General features: G+C 44.5%; 21 protein-coding genes and 4 pseudogenes. 16 read left to right on the plus strand and 9 right to left on the minus strand.

Annotation, left to right across the window (positions count from 1 at the left end; genetic code table 11):
- Positions 1-6: 6 nt before the first annotated feature.
- Together BA724_RS02330 and BA724_RS02335 are read right to left on the minus strand one after the other, a co-directional pair.
- Positions 7-839: pseudogene (locus BA724_RS02330) on the minus strand (aldo/keto reductase).
- A gap of 206 nt (positions 840-1,045) precedes the next feature.
- A complete protein-coding gene (locus tag BA724_RS02335) occupies positions 1,046-2,245 on the minus strand; it encodes a nitrate/nitrite transporter (RefSeq protein ID WP_069937079.1) in 1,200 nt (399 codons plus the stop codon).
- A 195-nt stretch (positions 2,246-2,440) separates the two neighbouring features.
- Between BA724_RS02335 and BA724_RS18970 the strand changes: the two genes are divergently transcribed.
- Genes BA724_RS18970 through nasC form a run of 3 tightly spaced genes read left to right on the plus strand, consistent with a single transcriptional unit; the run spans position 2,441 to position 6,952 of the window.
- Positions 2,441-2,569 (plus strand): hypothetical protein, encoded by a 129-nt coding sequence (locus tag BA724_RS18970; protein WP_281181981.1) that lies wholly within the window; start codon positions 2,441-2,443, stop codon positions 2,567-2,569.
- A gap of 21 nt (positions 2,570-2,590) precedes the next feature.
- Positions 2,591-4,858, plus strand: coding sequence for a nitrite reductase large subunit NirB (nirB, locus tag BA724_RS02340; protein WP_069937080.1), 2,268 nt, complete (start codon positions 2,591-2,593; stop codon positions 4,856-4,858).
- A 12-nt stretch (positions 4,859-4,870) separates the two neighbouring features.
- A complete protein-coding gene (gene nasC, locus BA724_RS02345) occupies positions 4,871-6,952 on the plus strand; it encodes an assimilatory nitrate reductase catalytic subunit NasC (RefSeq protein ID WP_069937081.1) in 2,082 nt (693 codons plus the stop codon).
- Positions 6,953-6,980: 28 nt separating this feature from the next.
- On the opposite strand, the gene mobA is transcribed toward nasC, so the two are convergent.
- Positions 6,981-7,559: a molybdenum cofactor guanylyltransferase gene (gene mobA / locus BA724_RS02350; protein WP_069937082.1), complete on the minus strand. Its 579-nt coding sequence runs from the start codon at positions 7,557-7,559 to the stop codon at positions 6,981-6,983.
- 42 nt (positions 7,560-7,601) lie between these two features.
- Here mobA and mobB point away from each other — a divergent pair, with 42 nt between their 5' ends.
- Together mobB and BA724_RS02360 are read left to right on the plus strand one after the other, a co-directional pair.
- Positions 7,602-8,087, plus strand: a complete 486-nt coding sequence (gene mobB / locus BA724_RS02355; protein ID WP_069937083.1) for a molybdopterin-guanine dinucleotide biosynthesis protein B — start codon at positions 7,602-7,604, stop codon at positions 8,085-8,087.
- 535 nt (positions 8,088-8,622) lie between these two features.
- Positions 8,623-9,093: a COG4315 family predicted lipoprotein gene (locus BA724_RS02360; protein ID WP_069937084.1), complete on the plus strand. Its 471-nt coding sequence runs from the start codon at positions 8,623-8,625 to the stop codon at positions 9,091-9,093.
- A gap of 17 nt (positions 9,094-9,110) precedes the next feature.
- Here the strand turns inward: BA724_RS02360 and BA724_RS02365 are convergent.
- The 3 genes and pseudogenes from BA724_RS02365 to BA724_RS19180 form a co-directional block, all read right to left on the minus strand.
- Positions 9,111-9,785 (minus strand): annotated as a pseudogene (locus tag BA724_RS02365) (putative bifunctional diguanylate cyclase/phosphodiesterase).
- Positions 9,767-10,629: pseudogene (locus BA724_RS19175) on the minus strand (diguanylate cyclase domain-containing protein). Before BA724_RS19175 ends, BA724_RS02365 begins: the two co-directional pseudogenes overlap by 19 nt.
- Entirely contained in the window at positions 10,608-10,817 is a 210-nt protein-coding gene (locus BA724_RS19180; RefSeq protein WP_141719850.1) for a PAS domain-containing protein, read from the minus strand. The pseudogene BA724_RS19175 and the gene BA724_RS19180 overlap by 22 nt, the downstream one beginning before the upstream one ends.
- 165 nt (positions 10,818-10,982) lie before the next feature.
- Between BA724_RS19180 and BA724_RS02380 the strand changes: the two genes are divergently transcribed.
- The 3 genes from BA724_RS02380 to BA724_RS02390 all read left to right on the plus strand — a co-directional run bounded on the left by BA724_RS02380 (position 10,983) and on the right by BA724_RS02390 (position 12,803).
- Positions 10,983-11,252 (plus strand): hypothetical protein, encoded by a 270-nt coding sequence (locus tag BA724_RS02380; RefSeq protein WP_069937088.1) that lies wholly within the window; start codon positions 10,983-10,985, stop codon positions 11,250-11,252.
- A gap of 74 nt (positions 11,253-11,326) precedes the next feature.
- Positions 11,327-12,244 carry a ribokinase gene (gene rbsK / locus BA724_RS02385; protein WP_069937089.1) on the plus strand — a complete coding sequence of 306 codons (918 nt, stop codon included), beginning with the start codon at positions 11,327-11,329 and terminating at the stop codon, positions 12,242-12,244.
- A gap of 37 nt (positions 12,245-12,281) precedes the next feature.
- Positions 12,282-12,803 (plus strand): PTS sugar transporter subunit IIA, encoded by a 522-nt coding sequence (locus BA724_RS02390; protein ID WP_069937090.1) that lies wholly within the window; start codon positions 12,282-12,284, stop codon positions 12,801-12,803.
- Positions 12,804-12,878: 75 nt separating this feature from the next.
- Here the strand turns inward: BA724_RS02390 and BA724_RS02395 are convergent, their stop codons facing one another.
- Together BA724_RS02395 and BA724_RS02400 are read right to left on the minus strand one after the other, a co-directional pair.
- The gene (locus BA724_RS02395) at positions 12,879-14,102 is read right to left on the minus strand and encodes an Nramp family divalent metal transporter (RefSeq protein ID WP_069937091.1); all 1,224 of its coding nucleotides are present in this window, start codon (positions 14,100-14,102) and stop codon (positions 12,879-12,881) included.
- An 18-nt stretch (positions 14,103-14,120) separates the two neighbouring features.
- Complete coding sequence (locus BA724_RS02400; RefSeq protein ID WP_069937092.1) at positions 14,121-15,062, minus strand: agmatinase family protein; 942 nt, start codon at positions 15,060-15,062, stop codon at positions 14,121-14,123.
- Positions 15,063-15,176: 114 nt separating this feature from the next.
- Between BA724_RS02400 and BA724_RS02405 the strand changes: the two genes are divergently transcribed.
- The 4 genes from BA724_RS02405 (at position 15,177) to BA724_RS02420 (ending at position 18,459) form a co-directional block, all read left to right on the plus strand.
- Positions 15,177-15,779, plus strand: coding sequence for a chromate transporter (locus BA724_RS02405; protein WP_069937093.1), 603 nt, complete (start codon positions 15,177-15,179; stop codon positions 15,777-15,779).
- Positions 15,779-16,315, plus strand: a complete 537-nt coding sequence (locus BA724_RS02410) for a chromate transporter (protein ID WP_069937094.1) — start codon at positions 15,779-15,781, stop codon at positions 16,313-16,315. Before BA724_RS02405 ends, BA724_RS02410 begins: the two co-directional genes overlap by 1 nt.
- A 180-nt stretch (positions 16,316-16,495) precedes the next feature.
- Positions 16,496-17,551 carry an LLM class flavin-dependent oxidoreductase gene (locus BA724_RS02415; protein WP_069937095.1) on the plus strand — a complete coding sequence of 352 codons (1,056 nt, stop codon included), beginning with the start codon at positions 16,496-16,498 and terminating at the stop codon, positions 17,549-17,551.
- A 29-nt stretch (positions 17,552-17,580) separates the two neighbouring features.
- Positions 17,581-18,459: an aldose 1-epimerase family protein gene (locus tag BA724_RS02420; protein WP_069937096.1), complete on the plus strand. Its 879-nt coding sequence runs from the start codon at positions 17,581-17,583 to the stop codon at positions 18,457-18,459.
- 137 nt (positions 18,460-18,596) lie between these two features.
- Here the strand turns inward: BA724_RS02420 and tlp are convergent, their stop codons facing one another.
- Entirely contained in the window at positions 18,597-18,821 is a 225-nt protein-coding gene (gene tlp, locus BA724_RS02425; protein WP_069937097.1) for a small acid-soluble spore protein Tlp, read from the minus strand.
- A gap of 239 nt (positions 18,822-19,060) precedes the next feature.
- On the opposite strand from tlp, the gene BA724_RS02430 reads away from it, so the two are divergent.
- The 4 genes and pseudogenes from BA724_RS02430 to BA724_RS02445 form a co-directional block, all read left to right on the plus strand.
- On the plus strand, positions 19,061-20,110 hold the full coding sequence (locus tag BA724_RS02430; protein ID WP_069937098.1) for a lactonase family protein: 1,050 nt from the start codon (positions 19,061-19,063) through the stop codon (positions 20,108-20,110).
- 73 nt (positions 20,111-20,183) lie between these two features.
- A complete protein-coding gene (locus BA724_RS02435) occupies positions 20,184-20,873 on the plus strand; it encodes a DUF475 domain-containing protein (RefSeq protein ID WP_069937106.1) in 690 nt (229 codons plus the stop codon).
- A gap of 47 nt (positions 20,874-20,920) precedes the next feature.
- Positions 20,921-22,132 carry a CynX/NimT family MFS transporter gene (locus BA724_RS02440; RefSeq protein ID WP_069937099.1) on the plus strand — a complete coding sequence of 404 codons (1,212 nt, stop codon included), beginning with the start codon at positions 20,921-20,923 and terminating at the stop codon, positions 22,130-22,132.
- Between the two features lie 189 nt (positions 22,133-22,321).
- Positions 22,322-22,603, plus strand: a pseudogene (locus tag BA724_RS02445) (hydroxymethylglutaryl-CoA lyase); the annotation flags it as partial.
- Positions 22,604-23,212: the final 609 nt, after the last annotated feature.

Here is a 23,212-nt window from a genome sequence, read left to right on the forward strand (position 1 = left end):
ATAAACTTAAATAATATCAAGAGGCATTTTCCGCACCGGCGCTGGAAAAATAGCATCAAGCCTGCTTGAATCCTCGTTTGTCAGCTCAATATCGGCCACTTCTGCATTAGCGGTTACGTGTTTTTCCTGGACTGCTTTCGGAATGGCAATGACATTCCCCGAACGAATAGTCCATGCAAGGGCGATTTGAAGAGGCTCCACATTATGTGTTTTGGCTATTTCTTTTAGGGCAGGATCGCTCATTAATTCTTTTCGAAGCGAACCTCCCTGAGCGAGAGGGCTGTACGCCATCAATGGCATCTTTTGCTGTTTTTGCCACGGAAGCAAGTCAACCTCAATGCCTCTTGAACCAAGATGGTAGAGAACTTGCTTCGTAGAACAGTGGTCACCGCCTGGTGTATTCAACAGTTCCTCCATGTCAGCAGTATCAAAATTGGAGACCCCCAGCGTAAGATCTTTTCGTCTTTTATTAACTTTTCCATTCTTTCAATAGTTTCTGCAAGCGGAACACGGCCCCGCCAATGCAAAAGATATAAGTCCAGGTGATCGGTTCCGAGACGCTGTAAGCTTTTTTCGTGAGATGAAATAATTCGTTCTAAGCTGGCGTTATGCGGGTATACTTTTGAAACTAAAAAGACATCATCACGAATCCCTTGCAGTGCTTCACCCACAACCTGTTCGGCTTTTCCTTCGCCGTACACTTCTGCCGTATCAATAAGTGTCATCCTGAGATCCACGTCAAGTCTTAATGCACGAACTTCAGCTTCTTTTTTAGAGGGGGCATCACCAATGTACCAAATCCCTTGTCCGATCGCCGGAACAGAAATGCCGTCCAGCAAGGTGACCTTTCTATTTTTAAGTCCAGTTTAAATTGATCGTTTATCCATAAAGATCAAATCCTTTCATATATTATATGTATATCTTTGACCATACCGTTCTTTTTCAAAACAAAAAACCGGCCGATCCGACATAAACGTCGGACCAGCCAGCTTTGGAAAATGTATATGTTTCAATAAGGCCTATCTCCAGGCGCTCTCTGCTTATCTTAAGCCGATTCTTCTTTTAATGCATATGCTTTGCGCCATGAAATTTGCGCAACGGTCAAGATCAATAAAGCAGCAAGTCCGATTGCTGCGAATACCATAAAACCAGAAGCATACGTGCCCGTGATTTGCTTTAATGTACCTAAAATGTTTGGAAGGAAGAATCCTCCAACACCGCCAGCCGCACCAACAACACCTGTTACCATTCCGATTTCTTTCTGGAAACGCTGTGGAACAAGCTGGAATACCGCGCCATTACCCATTCCAAGAGCCATCATACCAAGGAACAGCAGTGTAACAACAATTGGCAATGATGGAAGGGTGCTAACGCCAAACATGAAAATAGCAACTGCTACAAAAAGAACATTTAACAGTTTTGCTCCGCCAATTTTATCCGCGATCATGCCGCCAACTGGGCGGAACAAGCTTCCAGCGATAACACAAAGAGTAAGAAAATCTCCTGCACGCACTTTCGACAATCCATACTGGTCTACAAAGAAAATACTCAAAAAGCTTGTCAGTCCAACAAAGCCGCCAAATGTAACACTGTACAGCAGACAGAAAAACCATGTATCTCTTTGCTTGAATACTTTAAAGTAGTTGACTAGTGGCTGCGGTGCCGGCTGGTTTGGTGGGTTTTTAGCAATGAGAATGTACGTAATAAAAACAAGCACAAGCGGAATTGCCGCAATCCCCATCACACCATTCCATCCTACTACTTCAGCAAGGCGCGGTCCGAAAAGAGTCGCAAGTACAGTACCGCTGTTCCCAGCTCCGGCGATCCCCATCGCGATGCCTTGCATTTCTGGCGGATACCAGCGGCTTGCCATTGGCAAAGCTACGGAAAAGCTGGCTCCTGCCACACCAAGTAGAATACCGATAAAGTAAAGTTCATTAACGTTTTGACCGAAGAAAAATCCCCAAAGCAGCGGGATCATTGTCACAAGCATGCCGCCGATCGCGGTTTGACGCGGGCCAATGCGGTCTGTCAAGATCCCTAAAACGATACGGAAGAACGAACCGGCCAAAATAGGAATGGCGACGATCATTCCCTTTTGAGAAGGAGTTAGACCGAAGTCTTCTGTAATGTAGACACCGAGTGCTCCAAGTAACACCCAGATCATAAAGCTGATATCAAAATACAGAAATGACGCAAACAGTGATGGCGCATGACCGCTCTTTCTCAAGCTTGATAATTTCATTTATTCCTCTCCTTCGCATCGTTAAGTGGTTATGTTGCTTAATGTAAGTGTAGGAGGGTTAAAAGATACTTTCAATATACTTGTTAGAAAACCTGACGGATTATTTAAAAAACTCAAAAAAATCTGATTGACTTTCGAAAAAACCTCCTATATTGTGTTACGTAAGCTGACATGAAATTTAAAGGAGTGCTGGAGATGACTATTTTCACTTTTATGTTGACGTTACTAACGAACGGAGATGCGTGCAGGGAATCAGCGAAATCATTACATGATTCGTTTACAGGAAATGCAGCTTATTGGAACCCAGCCTTCAAAGCGGAGTAAAGGAAAGGAGGGTCCTTGCAGATGAGCAAGAAAAAATTGGTTGTAATTGGAAATGGAATGGCAGGTGTGCGTGCGGTTGAAGAAATATTAAACATTCATCCGGATAAATTCGAGATTACGATATTCGGAAAAGAGCCTCATCCGAATTATAATCGGATATTGCTGTCTAAAGTACTTCAAGGTGACACGACAGTGGAAAGCATCACGCTGAATGACTGGTCGTGGTACGAAGCAAATCATATCACTTTATATACAGGTGAACCGGTTATTCAAATTAATACAGAACAAAACTATGTGATCACGTCAAAAGAACGAATCGTTCCATATGATGACATCATTATCGCAACAGGATCACTTCCGTTTATGCTTCCGCTTCCAGGTGCAAAAAAAGAAGGCGTCACTGCATTCCGTGATATTTATGACTGTGAGAAAATGGTCGAAACCTCCAAAAAATATAAAAAAGCAATCGTCATCGGCGGTGGATTGCTTGGACTGGAAGCGGCGCGTGGCCTTTTAAACCTGGGAATGCAGGTCGATGTTGTTCACATTGGAGACCATATAATGGACCGTCAGCTTGACCCGATGGCTGCCGGGATGCTCCAAAAAGAATTGGAAGCACAGGGGATGAATTTTCTGCTTCAAAAAAATTCAGCGGAAATAACCGGTCACAAACGGGTGAAAGGACTTCGATTTTCTGATGGCAGCTGGCGTGAAGCAGATTTAATTGTAATGGCTGTCGGTGTCCGGCCGAACATAGAAGTGGCTGCTGGTACGGACATTGAAACGAACCGTGCCATTGTAGTAGATGACTACATGCGGACAAATGTGGCGAATGTATATGCAGTCGGGGAATGTGCTGAGCACCGCGGCCTCGTGTACGGTCTCGTCGCTCCGCTGTATGAACAGGGAAAAGCACTTGCTGCCGCTTTATGCGGCCAGGAACATCCTGGTTATCAAGGCTCCGTTTTGTCCACTCAGCTGAAAGTATCTGGCGTCGATGTATTCTCATCGGGAGAATTTCTGGATAGTGATGAAACCCAGTCGCTGCAGTGGTTTGATGGGATGAAAAACACATACAAAAAAATCGTCATTCGAGATCAAAAGGTAGCGGGTGCCGTGTTATTCGGCGACATTACAGAAGGGACCAGGCTGCTTGGCATGATTCAAAAAAACACCGGCTATTCAGTTTTAGAAAAAGAAATGACGAGCGGCTCTGGAAATAAAGATGAGCTGATTGCGTCAATGGCGGACTATGATATCGTCTGTGCGTGCAATGGTGTGTCAAAAGGAACGATCGTTGGAGCGATTTGCGAGCAGGGACTGGAGAGCGTTGATGACATTAAAGCATGCACAAAAGCCTCAAGTTCATGCGGGGGGTGCCGTCCAGTTGTCACGGATATTCTAGACTATATCCAGCGGAACGGAGCAGATACCGGCAATGAAAAAGAAACCATTTGTGCATGTACAGAGGCAGATCATATGGACGTGATTGAAACTGTTCAGCTTTTTCCAAATGAATCAAAGGAACAAATCATGGAGCGCCTGGCTTGGAAGACGGAAGCTGGCTGTGAAACGTGCCGCCCCGCTTTAAACTATTACATGGGACTCCACAGCCGCCATCTGCCGGATACGAAAGAAGAGCAGCAGCCCGACGGCACATATATGACTGCTCCCCGTCTATATGGCGGTATCACAGGTGCTGAACAGCTCAGAAGCATTGCCAATGCAGTAGAAAAATATGATATTCCACTCGTCAAGCTGGCAGATGGGCCGCGAATGGAATTGTACGGCATTAAAGAAAGTGACATTGCCGCTGTGCGGACAGAGCTTTCCATATCACTGCCTCTTTACGGAGAAGAACTTCGTGCTGTAGGCACTTGCGCGGGTATTAAATATTCTGACAATTCATTCCAAGACTCACTTAGCCTTGGGAAACAAATGGAGGAAAAGCTAGAATCGTTTGTTTTCCCAGCTCGCTTGGCCGTGGCGGTTTCGTCTGGACTTCAAGATGATGCCAAATCGCTTCAGGCAGATGTCGGTTTGATGGGGGCTCCGGGGGGCTGGGAGTTATATGCAGCCGGTGAGCGTCTGTATTCCTTTATGAAAGAAGAAGAAGCGATTCGAATGACCGTAGCCATGATTTCATACTACCGTGATTCCGCTTTTTATGGTGAATCAGTCGAAAAATGGCTGAGCCGCTTTGGTATTACACATATTCGTGAAGAAGTGTTAAGAAGAAAAGGATTGGATGCAGGATTGAAAAATAAACAGGCAGCCGCCGCCTTTTAAGCAGGTGAGAAAATGAGTTTAGTAATGGAATCGCAGTGTCCATTTTGCAGTGTTCAATGCAAAATGACAATTACGGAGAAAAATGAATCTGGCATAAAAACATATGAAGTTGAACCTAGAAAAAATTCGGCTTCCGAAGGCCGTCTTTGCATTAAAGGCATGAATGCGTACCAGCATGCGCTAAGTGGAGAAAGAATTACAGAGCCGCTTATGAAAAAAAACGGACAATTTGTCCCTATCTCATGGGATGAAGCGTATGAGCGGATCGCAGAAAAGTTTAACGAGCTGCAAAGTACGTTTGGCCGTGATGCCATAGGTGTCTACGGCGGTGGTTCACTGACGAATGAAACGTCCTATGCACTTGGGAAATTTGCACGCGTGGCACTCGGGACAAAATACATTGATTACAACGGACGTTTTTGTATGTCGGCCGCGGCAACAGCAGGTAATAAAGCGTTTGGCGTTGACAGAGGATTGACCAATGCTCTAGCTGAAGTAAGAGAGTCCGACTGTCTTATTTTAGCAGGAACGAATATTGCGGAATGCCAGCCGACGTTGATGCCTTATTTTACAGATGCCAAAGAAAACGGTGCATTCATCATTGTGATTGATCCACGCTATACGGCGACAGCCGAAATGGCTGATCTTCATTTGAAGGTAAAGCCTGGAATGGATGCGGCACTCGCAAACGGCCTGCTGAAGGTCATTTTGGATGGCGGTTATGCGGATGAATCCTTTTTAGAGAATCGCACAACCGGATTCGATGAAGTAAAAGCGCATATAGATGCAATTGATTTAACGGAGATTTCGTTGATTACAGGTGTTCCGAAAGAAGAAATTGAAGAAGCAGGCCGCCGGTTCGGCGAAGCCGCTTCAGGTATGATTTTAACGGCCCGTGGTGTGGAGCAGCAAACCGACGGCTCTATGGCCGTCCGAAATTTCATCAACATTTTACTTGCAACAGGAAAGATCGGTAAACCCGGAAGCGGCTATGGTGCTGTAACCGGCCAGGCGAATGGACAGGGCGGACGTGAGCACGGGCAAAAAGCTGATCAGCTGCCGGGCTACCGTTCCATTGAAAATGACGAGCACCGTGCTTATATTGCTAAAGTATGGGGCGTTAACCATGGAGAGCTTCCGGGAAAAGGAGTCTCTGCCTATGAAATGATGGAAAAAGTACATTCACAGGAAATCCGGGCCCTGTTCTTAATGGGATCAAATCCAATTGTGTCAAACCCCAATGCCAATTTTGTTGAAGAAGGTATTCGGAAGCTCGACTTTTTTGTGACAGCTGATATGCACTTTTCAGAAACAGCACAACTGGCGGATATTATTTTGCCAACCGCTTCGTATTTAGAAAATACGGGCACATTGACAAATTTAGAAGGGCGCGTTTTACTTCGGGAAGCAGCTCGTCCTGCACCGGGTATTGTGAAACAGGACTGGGAAGTGTTGTCGGATCTTGCGGCCTCTCTAGGAAAAGAGTCTTTCTTTCCGTATACAAGTGCAGAAGCGGTTTTCGAAGAACTTCGGATAGCCAGCCGCGGAGGCATTGCCGATTACTACGGCATCACGTATGACCGGCTTCGGAAGGAAGAAGGCGTTTACTGGCCATGTCCGTCACTTGATCATCCAGGTGAAAAACGATTGTTTGAAACCTCGTTTCCACGTGCTGATGGCAAAGCCGAAATGATTCCTGTACCAAACCATTTTCCGAAAGAACAGGCAGGAGGGCGATATCCTCTCCATTTAACAACAGGACGAGTTCTCGGTCACTACTTAACAGGCGTACAGACACATAAAAGTCCGACGCTTGAAGCGCGTCAATTTGAATCGTTTGTGGAAATCCATCCAAAAACAGCGCGGAGCCTGCGCATTCAAGATGACACGCTTGTCAAAGTTCACTCCCGGCGTGGTGAAATTATTGTACGGAGCAAGCTAACCGCTTCGATTCGGGAAGATACCGTTTTTGTACCAATGCATTGGGATGGCATTCAAAATATTAATAAGCTGACAAGCGAGGAACTGGATCCGTCCTGCAAAATGCCGGGATTTAAAGTATGTGCTGTTTCAATCACTCCTCTGATATCTTAGAAAAAAGCAATCCATATAGGATTGCTTTTTATTTTAACCCTTTATATTCCTTAAAATCATTCTCACTGTTAATATTAATAAAAAAACGTTCTTCTTCATCAAAAGGTATCGTTTTGAATTTTGTATTTTTCAGAAGAGCCATTAAGCTGCGTTTATTTTCCTGCAACACTGTGTCCATTACCGGCAGACAACGACGGTGATAAAGAGCAAGCAGCGGCTGTAATTTCTCTCCATGGACCGGTACAATCGCGTTATAATCAGAATGGCGGTGTTGAAGCAGCCGATGAACAAATGCGCTTGTCACAAACGGAATATCCGCAGAAAGCACAAAAAACCATTCGGGCTCATCATATTGTTTCATAACATGATGAATCGCAAAAAGAGGACCGTTATGGGTGTCTTTTTCGACAATGAGATCGACTTCAGTCTTGTCAAATCCATCTGCAAGAAGGGAATTAGTTGAGATAATGACAGGTTCCAGTTTATTTTCGGCAAGAGCGTGAACACTGTATACATAAAAAGGCTTCCCATTGTATATTTCAAACATTTTGGGGCGGCCGTAGCGTGAGGATTGGCCGCCGGCAAGCACAATACCGGCTGTTTTCATATTTATCACTCCTGCTGTCATTATAACGTGGAGGTAGCTCAGATGAAAAAAGTATTTCAAGTTGTAGGGTATCAAAATAGTGGAAAAACAACGTTAATGGAAAAGTTAATCCGCGCTGCGACGGAACGGGGTATGCGTACAGCGACGATTAAACATCACGGCCACGGGGGTGTGCCGGATTTTAAAGACAGCACCCGCCATCAGCAGGCAGGCGCAATTGTGGCGGGCGTAGAAGGAGACGGTATTCTTCAATTAAACATGCAGCAACAGACCTGGACGCTAGATGAGATTATTCATTTATACGATTTTTTTCCAATTGACTTTATATTTGTAGAGGGATATAAAAAGGAAATGCACCCGAAAGCAGTGCTTATTCGGAATGAAGAGGATCTGCCGCTGCTGGAACTTAATAATATTCAATGCGTTATTAGCTGGATTTCACTGCCTGATCATTCATTTCCAGCGTTTCACGTGAAACAAGATGAAGAGTATGTGCCGTTTATATTGAACAAAACCACAGGCTATTGACACATGCCTGCTTTCTGATTTTATCTACACTCTGAAACCACGCTTTAATGTAGCGCGGATGGCCAGAATGCTCGATAATGAGAAAGAGTACCGCGCATAAAAAGGAAGTCATCATCCAGTAAAAAAGCGCGTCCTCACTCGACAAAAGGAAGACCGTGTAAACGGCGACAGTGAAACAGATAGAAGAAACACCGAGACAACAAATGATTTTGATTAAAAAGTATTTATTAAAACGTTTACGCCCTTATATTTCCAATTGTAAACAGTGGATAAATTATTCAAATTATGAAAAACGTTTCACGTGAAACATTGAATAAATTTTCTGTTTCGGGGCATCCTTCTTTTAAATGATGTTCAGCTTCAGGTGTCATCGGATCGAGTGCTTACAGGAAGTGACTCACAAAGGCATTGTAACATCTAGCCGGGCGAATGCCACAGGACGTGGCAGAAGGACGCTGCGCTTTTAGTCTTTGCTCTTCTTACGCTTGCCGTCGATAAGCTGCCTGGTGCTTTTCTTAAAAGGGGGATGGATAATATGAAGAAATGGATTGTTGCCGTAGTTTTGCTTTCGGGGTGTATGGCAGATGAAGCACCAGAAAATATGTCGGCGCCAATCAACGAACCAAGAGAGGCAGTCCAAAATCCCTCTGAGCCGTTGCGGGTCATGAGAAAAGAGGAAACAGGACAGTATCTAGCTGATTCAGCTGGCATGACGCTTTATTATTACAGAAATGATAAAAAAGGAGTCTCTGCCTGCACAAATCATTGTCTGGAAGAATGGCCGCCGTTTTACCTTGGATCGAGTGATGTGCCGGAAGGGTTCAGTAAGTCTGATTTCGGGGTCATTACAAGACCGGATACGGGAGAAAAGCAGTCTACTTATAAAGGATATCCGCTTTACTATTTTTCACGTGACCAAGTAGCTGGCCAAACGAATGGCTATAGTGCGGATAATGAATGGTATACAGTGAATAATGCGATTGAGCGTATGGCACAGGCAAAATAAAACGAGGCTGTCCGAATTTATATGGACAGCCTTTTTTCAATTTCCACGGGAGAGAGTGGTTTGGCGTATAAATAGCCTTGTGCTACCGTGCAGTTCATCTCCATCAAAAGACGTGCTTGTTCTTTTGACTCTGTACCTTCTGCAATCACATTCAAATTTAAATTCCGGGCGAGGTCAATGATCGTTTTGATGATCGCTTTCCAATTTTGGGTCAAATCGCGAATGAAAGATTGGTCAATTTTTAACTTTATGATTGGAAATTGGCTTAAGTAACTTAGCGAGCTGTAGCCGGTACCGAAATCATCAACACTGACGTGGATGCCAAGGTCGCGCAGACGACTCAATACTTGTTGCGCATGGGATACGTCCGCTGTCATGCTTTCGGTAATTTCGATCTCAAGCCATTGGGGTGCAAGGCCGGTCTGATCAAGGATCCGCTCGACTTGCTCAACGAAATTGATCTGCATAAATTACCGAAGCGACACATTCACACTTACACAGATCGATGGCAATCCCGCTTCCTGCCATGCTTTATTTTGAGCACAGGCAGATTCAAGTACTCATGTACCAATTGGAATAATTAAGCCCGTTTCTTCTGCCAGTGGAATAAATTCAGCTGGAGAAATGAAGCCGGTTTTTGGATGATTCCATCGAAGTAGTGTGTCAACACCAATCATTTTATTGGATGCCATATTGATTTGAGGCTGGTAAACGAGATGAAAAGGCTCTCCTTAACGGGGCGGTGCATTTCCCTCTCCAGCATTATTTTGTCACTCATATCACGGTGTAAGTCGATCGTGAAAAACTGGTAATTTTTTTTACCGCTTTCTTTGGCTAAGTACATGGCGGCATCGGCATTACGTATTAACGTTTCTATGTCAGCGCCGTCGTCGGGATACATCCTGCTGCCAACACTTGTACTAATAAAAATATCAAGGTTTTCAATAAGAAAAAAATGATTTACATCTTCACAGATTTGTTTAGCGGTCAGTCCGGTGGCCTTGCGTGTAATGGACGGAAGTAAAATGGCATATTCATCGCCGCCAAGTCTTGCGGCGGTATCGGTCTGACGAAGCGTTTTCAGAAGCCGGTCCGCTGCTTTCATTAATAATATGTCATCGTTGTTATAGCCAAGCGTATCATTAACATTTTTAAATCGGTCTAAATCCAGAAACATAATCGCGAACGATTCGTTTTTTCAAAAGCACGGTTCAGTTCATTCAAAAGCTTTTTCTGAAACAGCCGCCGATTGGCAAGCCCCGTTAAATTATCATAATGTGTCATTTTCTCTATTTGTCTTTCCGCTTCTTTTCGTTCCGTAATGTCAAAAGCGGTGGCGGCCACTTCTGTTACCTCTCCGTTTTCAATCAGTGGAGACAAGTAAACGAGAAGTGTCAAGCCAAACCAGTTTAATTCAAAACTCACTTGTTCCCCTGCTAAGCCTTGTGCAAAATAACGTGATACACAAATAAACATTTTCCCGGAAACGACATTTTTTAAAAGGTATGATTCTTTTAAGTTATTTGGAAACCCCATCTTAGAAACATGCCAGAATTAAACATTGAATGTTTTTGTCCACTCACTTCTGCACGTTCGTATTTTGAAAGTTCGCAAGATTTATCATTAATGTATAGAATGGTGCCATTAGTCTCTGTAATTAAAATGGAAAAATGCTGGTCAAGAGTGTGGACAATGGATGAAAGGTCACGAAAGTGGTTCAGCATTGGTTCAATTCATTTCTTTTTTACTATATGGGTCTATTTCACTTATTTTTACCGATTTTTACAATGAAGATTCTTTTAAGCACATTATGTCCCTTCGCTAAAATCTGTTTTTTTTAGGCTAAAAGGGGTAAATAGTACATAATATATAAAATCGGAGGGATTGATATGGGGTGGAAATATTGGAAGGTGGTTTTACGATATGGTCATGTAGGTAAGCGGAAGGAAATTAGTGTGGCGCGTTATTTGGTAACAGAAGCAAACTATACACCAGTGGTGGTTATGGAAGAGGCGGCAGATATGCCGGGTGTAAAGCATAATGGTGTTACGTCCGTGAAAGAAATTGCCCGAGATGAATTTATAGAAGGAAAGCGGCTTGAACAGGAAAATTTCTTTCTCCAAAAAATGAAAGCGTTTCACAATGGGCGTCCAGCATAAAAAAATGGTCTCATCTGCCTTTCGTTGGCATTCGAGGCCTTTTTCTTTTATGCTTAGCATATGAGGTGAACAAAATGGGGCAGGTAACAGTTATTGGAAGCTACGTGGTGGATTTGATGAGCCGTACGCCGCATTTGCCCGTGCCGGGCGAAACTGTTTTGGGCGGCCCTTTCCAAATGGGACCCGGCGGTAAAGGTGGCAATCAGGCTACAGCCGCGGCAAGAAGCGGGTCAGATGTTACGTTTGTAACAAAAATTGGCCTTGATGTTTTTGGTGAGGAAGCGATGAGGCACTTTGAACGGGAAGGGTTCAATGTGCAGTTTATCAAAAGAAGTGAAACGGACGCGACAGGGACGGCACTTATTGCGGTAGACGATCGCGGGGAAAACAATATTGTCATTGCGCCGGGCGCGTGTGGAACGATGAAACGCTTAGATGTGATAGAGGCTGAAACCGCGATCAAAAAGGCAGATATTTTGCTCATCCAGCTTGAAATCAGCTTAGAAGCAATTAAAGCGGCAATTGAGCAGGCTTCTATTCATCGTGTACCGGTGCTGCTGAACCCGGCACCGTATTTGCCATTCCCTTCTGATTGGCTGCAGCACGTTACATATGCGACGCCGAATGAAACAGAAGCCCGGGGATTGACTGGCGTCGATGTAGTGGACGAATCGTCTGCACAAAAAGCAGCGAACTTTTTGCATGAAAAAGGGGTAAGGGTTGTCATCATCACACTCGGGGAAAAGGGAGTATATGTATCGGATGGCACCAGTCGTGGGAAATTCATTGAAGGGTTTTCGGTAAAAGCAGTGGATACGACAGGAGCGGGAGATGCGTTTAACGGCGGATTTGCTCATGCAGTCAGCAGCGGTATGCCAGTCGAAGAAGCCGTTCAGTTCGGACAGGCCGTTGCGGCGCTTTCAGTAACGAAAATAGGTACAGCTGCTTCCATGCCTTCTATCGAAGAAATAAAAGCGTTTTTAAAAAGTTAACTTTAGGGAATAAAAAGAAAAAAGGAGTGGATTATTCATGGGATTTTTAAATAAGCTGTTTGGTGGTAAAAAAGAGAGCGGTTCTAAACAAAATGTCTCTGAAGTAGTGTTTGTGTCGCCAATGACAGGTGACGTAGTTGGCTTAACAGATGTACCCGACCCAGTTTTTTCACAAAAGATGATGGGGGATGGCATAGCGATTAATCCATCAGAAGGAAAAGTCGTTGCACCAGCTGATGCGAAAGTGCTGAATGTTTTTCCAACAAAGCATGCAATCGGTCTTGAAGCGGCAGGCGGCCTTGAAATTTTACTTCACGTTGGTCTTGATACTGTGAATATGAAAGGTGAAGGGTTTGATGTGCATGTTTCAGAAGGTGACCATGTGAAAAAAGGCGATGTATTGCTTACATACAGCCTTGAACTCGTTCGTGAAAAAGCAGCCAGCATCATCACGCCGATGATTATTTCAAATGGTGAGATTGTTGAGCATATGGATAAGCATGAAAATGTTCCGGCCGTAGCGGGAGAAACACCTGTGTTAACAGTGAAATTAAAATAAAAAAGAGGCTGTCCCATAAATCAGGCACTCCTGAATTTGTGGGACAGCCTTTTTAAAGTATTGCGCGATGACCTATTATATACTGGTAAAAGTGCGGATTGCGTCTATTAAGCTATAAAGACCCAGTCCGGTGCAAATAAGCGCGACCAGCCCGCCGAAAATATTAGCTTTTAATGAATTCGTGTATTCACCAAGACGCCGCTTATTATTCATAATGATCAGCAGCATAATTGAAATAAACGGAAGCAAAATGCCGTTTAATGCCTGCGCAAACAGAAGCACATCAAGCGGTTCAAAACCGATGGCTGAAGAAACAATACCGATGACCATTACTGCTGTAAAAACAACCCTAAACCGGCGATCCTTCATCCCGTTTTGCCATTTTAGCACGCTGGCGACTGTAATAGCCGCACCGAGCGGCGACGCAATCGCAGAAGAAAGGCCAGCCGCAAACAAGCCGATACTGATAAACACTTTTGCCCAGCTGCCAAGAATCGGTTCAAGCTGCAATGACAGCTCCGCTACACTTTCCACTTCAATTCCCCGAATCATTGTCGCGGATGTAATCAAAATTGCCGCTGTAATCAATCCGCCTACTCCGATGGATAAAATAATATCCCAGCGAGATTCTTTCAAGTCGGACGGTTTGTTCCAACGTTCTTGTACAGTCGAGGAATGGATAAATAGATTATAGGGAACAACGGTTGTCCCAATAAGTGCGACAATCGTAATGATAGAGCCGGCTGGAATGGCTGGAATGAATGCTCCTTTAACCATTTCTCCAATGTCCGGCTTTGCGATCACCATTGTCGTAATAAAAGTGATACTCATAATCACAATGAGGAAAATCATCACTTTTTCAATTGTTTTATAGCTGCCGGTCAGCCCGAGAAGTAAAATAATGATGCCGACAGTCGGACCGAGCACATTGTCGGGAATACCGGTCAACGTTGAAATGCCAAGTGACGTGCCGAGCAAGTCACCCGCTATATATGCGGAACAGCCAACGGTGATGGAAATAAGGACAAGCCACATCGAACCGTATTTTAAAATCGGATTTGCAAACTGCTCGCGGATTGCGTCGCCAAGGCTGGATTGTGTAATAATGCCGAGGCGGGCGGTCATTTCCTGCAAAATCATCGTAGCTAAAATCGAAAAAACCACAGCCCATAAAACCGCATATCCGAACGAAGCACCTGCGCGTGTGGCGGTTGTCACAGTTCCAGGCCCGATAAAAGAGGCGGTGACAATTGCGCCCGGTCCAATAAATTTAAGGCGGTCTCTGAATGTTTTCGCCAAAAGCGAATCAGTCCTCTCTTAATTGTTTTGGTTTAAAATGTGTCCGGCGAGCACGTACAAGATAATCGTTGATGACAAATGAGCGGAAAACTGCGATGGATCCTGCTGCGGATACACTTCCACAAAGTCCATGCCGATAATGCCCTGCTTTGCGATTTCATGTACAAGCGTTAATAATTCATATGAAGTAAGGCCATTTCCGTCAACCGGACCCCCTGGATTAAACGCGTAATCGAGCACATCACTGCAAATGCTTAAATAAACGCAATCAACGTCTTTTGAAGCCATTTCATGCAGTTTACGGCCTAGTGCTTTTAAGTCCTGGTGTTCCCGGATATCGTTGATGGTCACTGTCACTGCACCAGCGTCGCGTGCGTTCCGGCCGCTTTCCGGCTTGTTGCGCGGGCCGTGAATTCCAGCATGAATAATGCTTTCATTCCGAACCCCTTCCTGATCATACAACCGCATAAACGGGCTGCAGCGTGCATAAGGGTCTCCTTCATGAGACGGCAGGTTGTCGTAGTGTGCATCCAAATGAATGATGCCGACTTTTTTCCCTTGGTTCGTTAACGATTTTACGATCGGAAAAGTCACACCGTGATCGCCGCCAAGCCCAATTAAAAATTTACCGCTTTTCCAAAGAGGATCGGTAAAATTGGTAATCCGGCTCATCGTCTCTTCTACATCTGCCGGTACGACATCGACGTCGCCAATATCGCCAAGCTTTACATGTTCAAATACATCTATATGGTCAAGCTCCGGCAAATAACCGCTATAGCGTCCTGAACTTAAGCGCATTACCTTTGGACCAAGTTCACACCCCGTGTAATCGCCCCACGTCACGGCGCCTTCCCACGGTACACCATAAACGACAGCGTCAACTTCATCCAAACGATCCTTATTCACTAAATTTTTCGCCCCTAAAAAACAAGGTGTATTGCCATAAATCATTTCTGCCATCCAACCAGTCCTTTCTTCTCATAATGAGTTTGCTTTCCCTTTTCCCTAACAAAAAGGAAGAAAACCGGGAATTTGAAAATGTCCGGTGGTAAAATTAAAAGAGAGGTGATCACTATGAAGTTAGTATTCTCTATATTTTTAACCTTTTTTAAATTATCACCGATTACGTTTGGCGGCGGATACGCGATGATTCCAGTTATTCAGAGGGAAATCGTGGAGGGAAAGCGCTGGCTTGACGAAGAAGAAGTGACCGACTTGTTTGCGCTGGCCGGGGCTATTCCAGGCGCGATTGCTATTAACGCAGCGACTTTTATCGGCCACCGGATCGCAGGTATCTCCGGTGCGATTGCCGCAACGATTGGCGTGATAATTCCGACTTTTTTTATTGTCGTTGCTCTCAGCCTTTTTTATGTATTTTTTAGCGGGCATCCGAAAGTGGAGGCGGCGTTTGAAGGCATTCGTCCGGCTGTGGTAGCCCTGATTGTGTTTGCGGCATGGAAAATGCGCAAAAGCGCGGTTGTCGATAAAACAACATTTGCTGCTGCGGCTGTGGCTTTTAGTCTGCTGCTTTTTTTACATATGCATCCCATTCTTGTGATTATAATAGGCGGTATTTCAGGTGTTTTGCTGATCGGCTTGAAAGACCGGCTTGGCATGAAAACAGCTATCGATGACCATGAAAAGCAGCTTGATTATTTTATGGGGGCGGATATTTAATGCTCTGGCTTCTATTCAAAACCTTTTTTCTTACAGGTCTCGTTTCGTTTGGCGGCGGCTATGCGATCATTCCGGTCATCGAAGCGGAAGTTGTCCGGCAAGGCTGGATGAACACACAGAAATTCACGGACATTGTAGCGATTGCCGGCATGTCACCTGGACCGATCGCAACAAATACTGCTGTCTTCACCGGCTTTCAAATGGAAGGGTGGAAGGGAGCCGCAATATCAGCTTTTGCGATGGTTCTTCCATCACTTGTTTTTGTGTTAATTGTTGCCTCTTTTTTTAACCGTTTGAATCACAGCCGTGTCATGAAATCTATTTTTTACGGTTTGCGCCCTGTTGTCATTGCACTTATTCTTTTTGCGGCCGTAAAATTTGCGCTATCAACCGGCATGGCAGCGGAAGTGAATATGCATACCGCGAGCTTAACGGGAATTTTTATCGTGTCTCTTTATTCGCTAGTGAAAAGAGGGACACATCCGGCGTATGTTATTGCCATGGCTGGACTTGTCGGAATGGCGTTGTATTCATAACTATTTTTCTCGAGCCGGATAGAATCCGGCTCTCATTTTATTTTTGGTTCTATTTGATTAAGAGTAAGAATAAAATAAAGACTTTGAGTATGTACTCATTAAAACCCAAAATGGTTTATGGAATGAAAAGATCATGGTACTTTAAAAAGAGAGAAAATGAAATGGAAAGAAGGAGAATAAATGGAAATCGGCATCAGCACCTTTGTAGAAACTACGCCTGATATAGAGACAGGTGAAGTGATCAGCCATGCGCAGCGGCTGCGTGAAGTGGTAGAAGAAATTATTTTGGCGGATGAAGTGGGGCTTGATGTGTTTGGCGTGGGCGAACATCACCGAAGTGACTATGCGGCGTCTTCTCCAGCTGTTGTGCTGGCTGCGGCGGCACCGCAGACAAAGCACATTCGGCTGACGAGTGCGGTGACAGTGCTGTCCTCAGCTGACCCGGTGCGGGTGTTTCAGGATTTTGCGACACTGGATGCCCTCTCAAACGGCCGGGCGGAAATTATGGCGGGCCGCGGTTCGTTTATTGAGTCCTTCCCGCTGTTCGGCTACGATCTGCACGATTACAATGAGCTATTTGAGGAAAAGCTGGATTTATTATTGAAAATTAGAGAATCCGAAAAAGTAACGTGGCAAGGCAAACACCGTGCGTCAATCAACCATTTGGGCATATATCCGCGTCCGGTGCAGGACCCGCTTCCTGTTTGGATAGGCAGCGGCGGCAATCAGGAATCTGTTGTTCGTGCTGGTCTGCTTGGCTTGCCGCTGGTGCTGGCGATTATTGGTGGCAGTCCAGTGCAGTTCGCTCCGCTTGTGGAGCTGTATAAAAAAGCTGCGGTTCACGCGGGGCATGATCCAGAAACAATGCCGGTTGCATCACATTCACATGGGTTTATTGCAGAAAGCACAGAGCTTGCGGCGGATCAGTTTTTCCCATCCACCCAAGCCGTCATGAACAACCTTGGACGAGAGCGAGGATGGGGGCCATACAACCGGTCAAGCTTTGATGCCGCCCGCAGTTTTGAAGGTGCGTTATACGTTGGAGGTCCGAACACAGTCGCCCAAAAAATTATTCATCTTCGTAAACATGTCGGGGTGACCCGTTTTATGCTTCACGTCCCGGTTGGCACGATGCCGCATGATCTCGTGATGAAAGCCATTGAACTGCTAGGCAAAGAAGTAGCGCCGATCGTAAGGGAAGAAGTGGCCAAATGGGAAGCAGAAGAAAAGCAATAACATTTTGGGGATAAGAAAGGAGTTTATCGATGATCATTCTTGAAAATGAAGAACTAAAAGTCAGCATTACAGCATCTGGTGCGGAGCTACGGGAGGTTATAGGCAAAAAAACAGGGCTGAGTTATATGTGGAGCGGCGACAGCACCTATTGGGGCCGGGTTTCACCGGTGCTGTTTCCTATTGTCGGCCGGCTGAAGAAAGATCAGTATAAGTTAAATGGAAAGGCCTATCACTTATCACAGCATGGTTTTTTGCGCGATGTAGAGTTTTCTGTTCAAAAGCAGGATACAGATTATGCTTCTTTTGTTTTCGAATCATCGGATGCCTTTTTAGATGTATATCCATACCGGTTTCAAGCCGTCATTCATTATACGCTGAACGGGCGATCGATAAATGTCCGCTGGGAAATCCAAAATAAACAGAATGAGACGATGTACTTTTCTATTGGAGCACATCCCGCTTTTAACGTGCCGCTCACAAGTGAGGAAAAAGCAGAAGACTACACACTTAATTTTACAAAGGCACCGGGCAAGAGAGTGACGCAATATGAACTGGTCGAATCATTGGTGAAAGAAAAAGAGTCCGTTGAGAGCATTGAACCGATTTCTATTCAGGCGTCCTTGTTCGAAAATGATGCGTTTATTTACAGCCATATCGATCGTGTTTCGCTGACTTCTAATCAAACTGGCCACGGCGTTGATGTTGATTTAAATGGTTTTCCGTTTGTTGGAACTTGGTCAAGCTACAATCAGTCACAAGGCACGATGGCTCCCTTTGTCTGCATTGAACCATGGTACGGCATTGCCGACACGGTAGACACGACAGGCAAACTGGATGAAAAAATGGGTATAAACAAGCTTGAAAAAGGCGGCTGTTTTGAAGCGGACTATACAATTACATTTATCTAAAAGCAAAAAACTGCCTGGTCAGTCTGTGAAAGACGGCTGGCCAGTTCAAGAAATTGTCCTGAATGCATTGCTAAAAGAAAGGCGGGGATGTTTCAATTAACTTGAGACATTCCCGCTTTTTATCATTTTGAATTACATTACTTTTTCCGGGCTGCGGCTTCATCCCGAATTTCACTGCGCATACCTTCAATACTTTCTTCACGGCGGGCATTTTTCGCTTTAATGGCCACGCGCTCTTTTTCATTTGCAAAACCCATCGTTTCCTCGGCTGCTTCAATGTTTCCAATCGTATTTTGCACCATATCTTTCAGCTTTTCAACATTGTCAGAACGATCGTCTGGTTTTGGGCGTTGATTTGACATGAAGAGATCCTCCTTTATCATTTTCAGGCAGTACAGCAATAGAGTCTCCATTTAACGGCTGTTTATTCTAAATGAGGATCGTTCCTGTTCTCATTAAACAATCAATGATAATGCCACCATAATAACTTGCAAATTTTTTGACAAAACAACAACAAAGACTTATTCAAGCTTCATGGCGTATAATAGTTGTGTCATATATAATGAAAAAGATGAACGATTTATGAAATGGAGGCATTTTCATGGCGATTTTTACAGGATTTGTAGGAACTTATACAAAGCAGGATGGCAAAGGGATTCATACGTTCGAGCTTGATACAGAAAAAGCCGAGCTTTCAAACGCAAAAGTAGCAGCGGAAGTAAACAATTCAACCTATGTAACAATTAGCGAAAACGAGAAGTTTTTATACGCAGTGGAAAAAGGCGGGAAAGGAGGCGGGCTTGCCGCATTCTCAATCGATAACGGCCAGCTTCATAAGCTGAATGACGTACTTGATAGTGAAGGGGTACCGTGTCATGTCACTCTTAATAAAAATGGAACACGTGCATTTACGGCCCAATATCACACTGGCACAGCGGAAATGTACAGCATTAACGCGGAAACGGGTCAATTGGTTGATTTGCTTGATATCGCGACGCACGAGGGGACAGGTCCGAATCCGGATCGTCAGGAAAAAGCGCATACACATTTTTTTGGCACAACAAAAGATGAGCGTTACGTCATTGCAGTCGATCTTGGAACAGATGAAATCGTGACGTATGAAGTAGCGGGAGAAGATTTATTGAAAAAAGCGGTTTTCAATGTAGAGCCTGGAGCTGGTCCGCGCCACCTCGTTTTTCATCCAACTGAATGTGTAGCATATGTGATGACTGAATTAAGTAATGAAGTTCTTGTACTGGCATTTAACGAACAGGATGGGACGTTTGAGCAGCTCGCTTCTTATAAAACGATCCCGGCTGATTTTGCAGAAAACAGCCAAGGAAGTGCGATTCGTATTTCGTCTGATGGCCGCTTTGTTTATGCGGGAAATCGGGGACATAACAGCATTGCCGTATTTGAAACGCTTGAGGACGGCCGTGATGTTCGTTTGGTGGAAATCGTTTCAACAAAAGGCGATTGGCCTCGTGACTTTGACCTGGACCCTACTGAAATGTTTTTAATTGTCGCGCACGAAAAGACACACAATGTTGTGTTGTTTAAGCGTGGAGCGGAAACAGGCCGGCTTACTCCGGCGAATTCAGAAGTAACGGTTCCGGAAGGCGTTTGTGTTGCGTTTTTAAAAGGAAATTAATTGAAAGAAGGCTTTTGAATTGGATGCAATCGACAGCATCATTCATACGTACTCCTCTTTTTTTGATTGGGATATGTGGATCCACGTCCTAACCGATCCGGTCAGCTGGGGGTTAATCGGCACACTCATTGTGCTGGAAGGACTTTTATCGGCGGACAATGCGCTGGTGTTAGCCGTGATGGTTCGGCATCTGCCAGAAAACCAGCGTAAAAAAGCACTGTTTTACGGACTTTTGGGTGCATATGCATTCCGGTTTATCGCTATCGGGCTTGGCGTTTGGCTTATGGAAATCCAGTGGGTGAAAATCCTCGGCGCCCTTTATTTAGCCTGGCTGTCTTTCAGCCATTTTAAAAAAGGCGGCGAAGAAGAAATGTCCGGCGGGAGAAACAAAATGGGGTTTTTAGTGCAGCTGTTTGGACCGTTTTGGGGAACTGTTGCGGCCGTCGAATTAATGGATATTGCATTTTCCGTGGACAGCGTCTTGGCAGCATTCGGCATCAGCAAGGAAGTATGGATTTTGCTTCTTGGCGGAATGCTTGGTGTCCTTATGATGCGGACAGTGGCGGGGGTGTTCATTAAATTAATTGACCGAATTCCAGAGCTGGAAACGACCGCTTACGTTTTAATTGCGATCATATCAGTAAAAATGCTGTTGAGCGTCGTGCAGATTGAAATAAGCCACACGATTTTCTTTATTATTTTGGCGATAGCGTTTCTTGGGACATTTATCGTTCATTTTATTCGACGAAACCCAGCCAATTAGCGGCAGGGTTTCTTTTTTATAGTGAATACAGCCGGAAAGGGAAAACAATGAACAGTCAAATATATCAAAGAGAACAAGAACGATCCAAAACCGGGCAGCTTTTTCTGCTGTTCAGTATTATTTTATTGGCACTGAATATGCGGTCTCCGATTACCTCTGTCGGACCGCTCACGACGATTATCCGGGATGACTTGAACTTATCCAGCACAGCGGCAGGTGCTCTGACGACCATTCCACTGCTGGCTTTTGCCGTATTGTCGCCGTTTGCTTCTAAGCTAGCGCGGAAATTCGGTATGGAAGTGGTGCTTTTCGGTGGACTGCTTGTTTTAACAGCCGGTCTATTGCTGCGGCCAGCTGGAAGTGTGGTGGGCTTGTTTTCAGGTACCGTCCTGATTGGGCTTGCTATTGCGCTTTGCAACGTCCTTATACCGGCACTTGTTAAACTGAATTTTGCTCATCAAATTGGGCTAATGACCGGTTTTTATGCAACGTCAATGAACTTGTCGGGAGCGCTCGCTTCCGGTTTCAGCATTCCGATCGCTGCGTCAAGTGACCTTGGCTGGCGGGCAGCACTAGGCTTTTCGGTTATACTGGCGTGTGCTGCCATCCTCGTCTGGCTCACCCAGTGGCGCTACATTCGCCACCCATTAAAAGCTGGACAAAGTACATACAAAAAAACGTCACTGAAAGGCTCGGCCCTCGCCTGGAAAGTAACCGCATTTATGGGTATTCAGTCACTTTTGTTTTATTCATTTGTTGCCTGGCTGCCTGATATTTTACAGGAACAGGGACTTAGTGCGGGTTCCGCAGGGTGGATGCTGTCCATTGTTCAATTTACGCAGCTGCCATTTACGTTTATCGTGCCGATTCTTGCAGGTCGAATGAAAAATCAGCAGCCGCTCGTTATTGTGGCAGCTTTGTTTATGATGATGGGCTTGAGCGGTATTTTATTCGAATGGACAGAATGGGTGTTGATTTGGGTGATGTTAATTGGCGCCGCAGGAGGCTGCGCATTTAGTCTGGCGATGATGTTTTTCAGTTTACGGACAAGAAATTCCTTTGAAGCCGCTGATTTATCCGGGATGGCGCAATCTGCCGGCTACCTGTTCGCAGCATTAGGGCCAGCTTTGTTTGGTGCGCTTCATGACATGATGAACGGATGGACGGTTCCTCTTTTGCTTTTAATCGCAGCCGTCATAGGTCTTTTTATTGCTGGAATGGGAGCGGGGAAGGAAGGATACGTGACAGAAAAGCCTTGATAAGAGGCTTTTCTGCTTTTCCCATTCATTATGAAGGAATTGTTCAGGTAGAACGCCTGATGTCTGTATTAGATGGATATACTAAAATAGTTATTGATCAAGCAAGTATCGCTGGCTGACAATACAAGAATGGCGAGTCTGCGTCAAATGTGCAGCTATCACATCAATTAAAAGAGCAGTTTTTCGACGCATCTTTATGATACACGCGGAATGGCATGTGCTAATACGGTAGCAGCGCTTCAGCGCGATTTCATACATTTTGACAGTTCAATATCAGGGCTTAACGGCTGTGTATATGCATCGGGAGCTACCGGTAATATTGTGACAGAAGACATTGTACATGGCTTCGAAGAAATGGCTGTGTTTAACGGTGTGGAGCTTGCTCAAATAATTGCTTTTGCAAAAGAGGTTCAGCGAATACTTGACAAAACAAACAATAATGGCAGCTGCATGTTCGGAACTCAGCCCTAGGCCGCGGGGACAGGTGAAAGTAGAATAGCGGATTTTTATTAAAGCAGGCCTGTTTCTTTGAAAAAATAGAAAGAAGAAGGCTGGGCAACAATTCCGTTTATTAGTTCTAGTGCTAAAAAAATCTTTAATAAATAAGTCAGAAACTAATGAAGCGGCGGAAGGAGAGTGAGCAGCTCATTGAAAAAGAGGTGGGCAGGCTTCCTTCTCATTTTATTTCTATATTCACTATTCCGATTTCAAACTTGAATAGTGAATATAGAATAAAAGAATAAAAATCAATTCGAAAAATGTATTGTGTTAAAGCTGCATAAGTGTTATATTGTTTATCTGTCGTTAAGATATAAGCAACAAGACAAAATGAGTGGGTCGTTATTTAAGTATAATGAAGCGAAAAAATAATATTTGACTTTATATCATGTTTAATGGTATATTATTATCTTGTCATAATGAATGGCATGGTTAACGTTGTTAACTCATTTACTTTTTATAACAATAAACATTAAAAAGTTGTTGACTTTTAAAACGAACAACGTTATTATTATGTAGCTGTCGAAAAAACAGTAAGCGAAATTGAACATTGAAAACTGAACAAAATCAATAAAAACGTCA

Source organism: Domibacillus iocasae, assembly GCF_001750285.1.
Taxonomy (GTDB): Bacteria; Bacillota; Bacilli; order Bacillales; family Domibacillaceae; genus Domibacillus; species Domibacillus iocasae.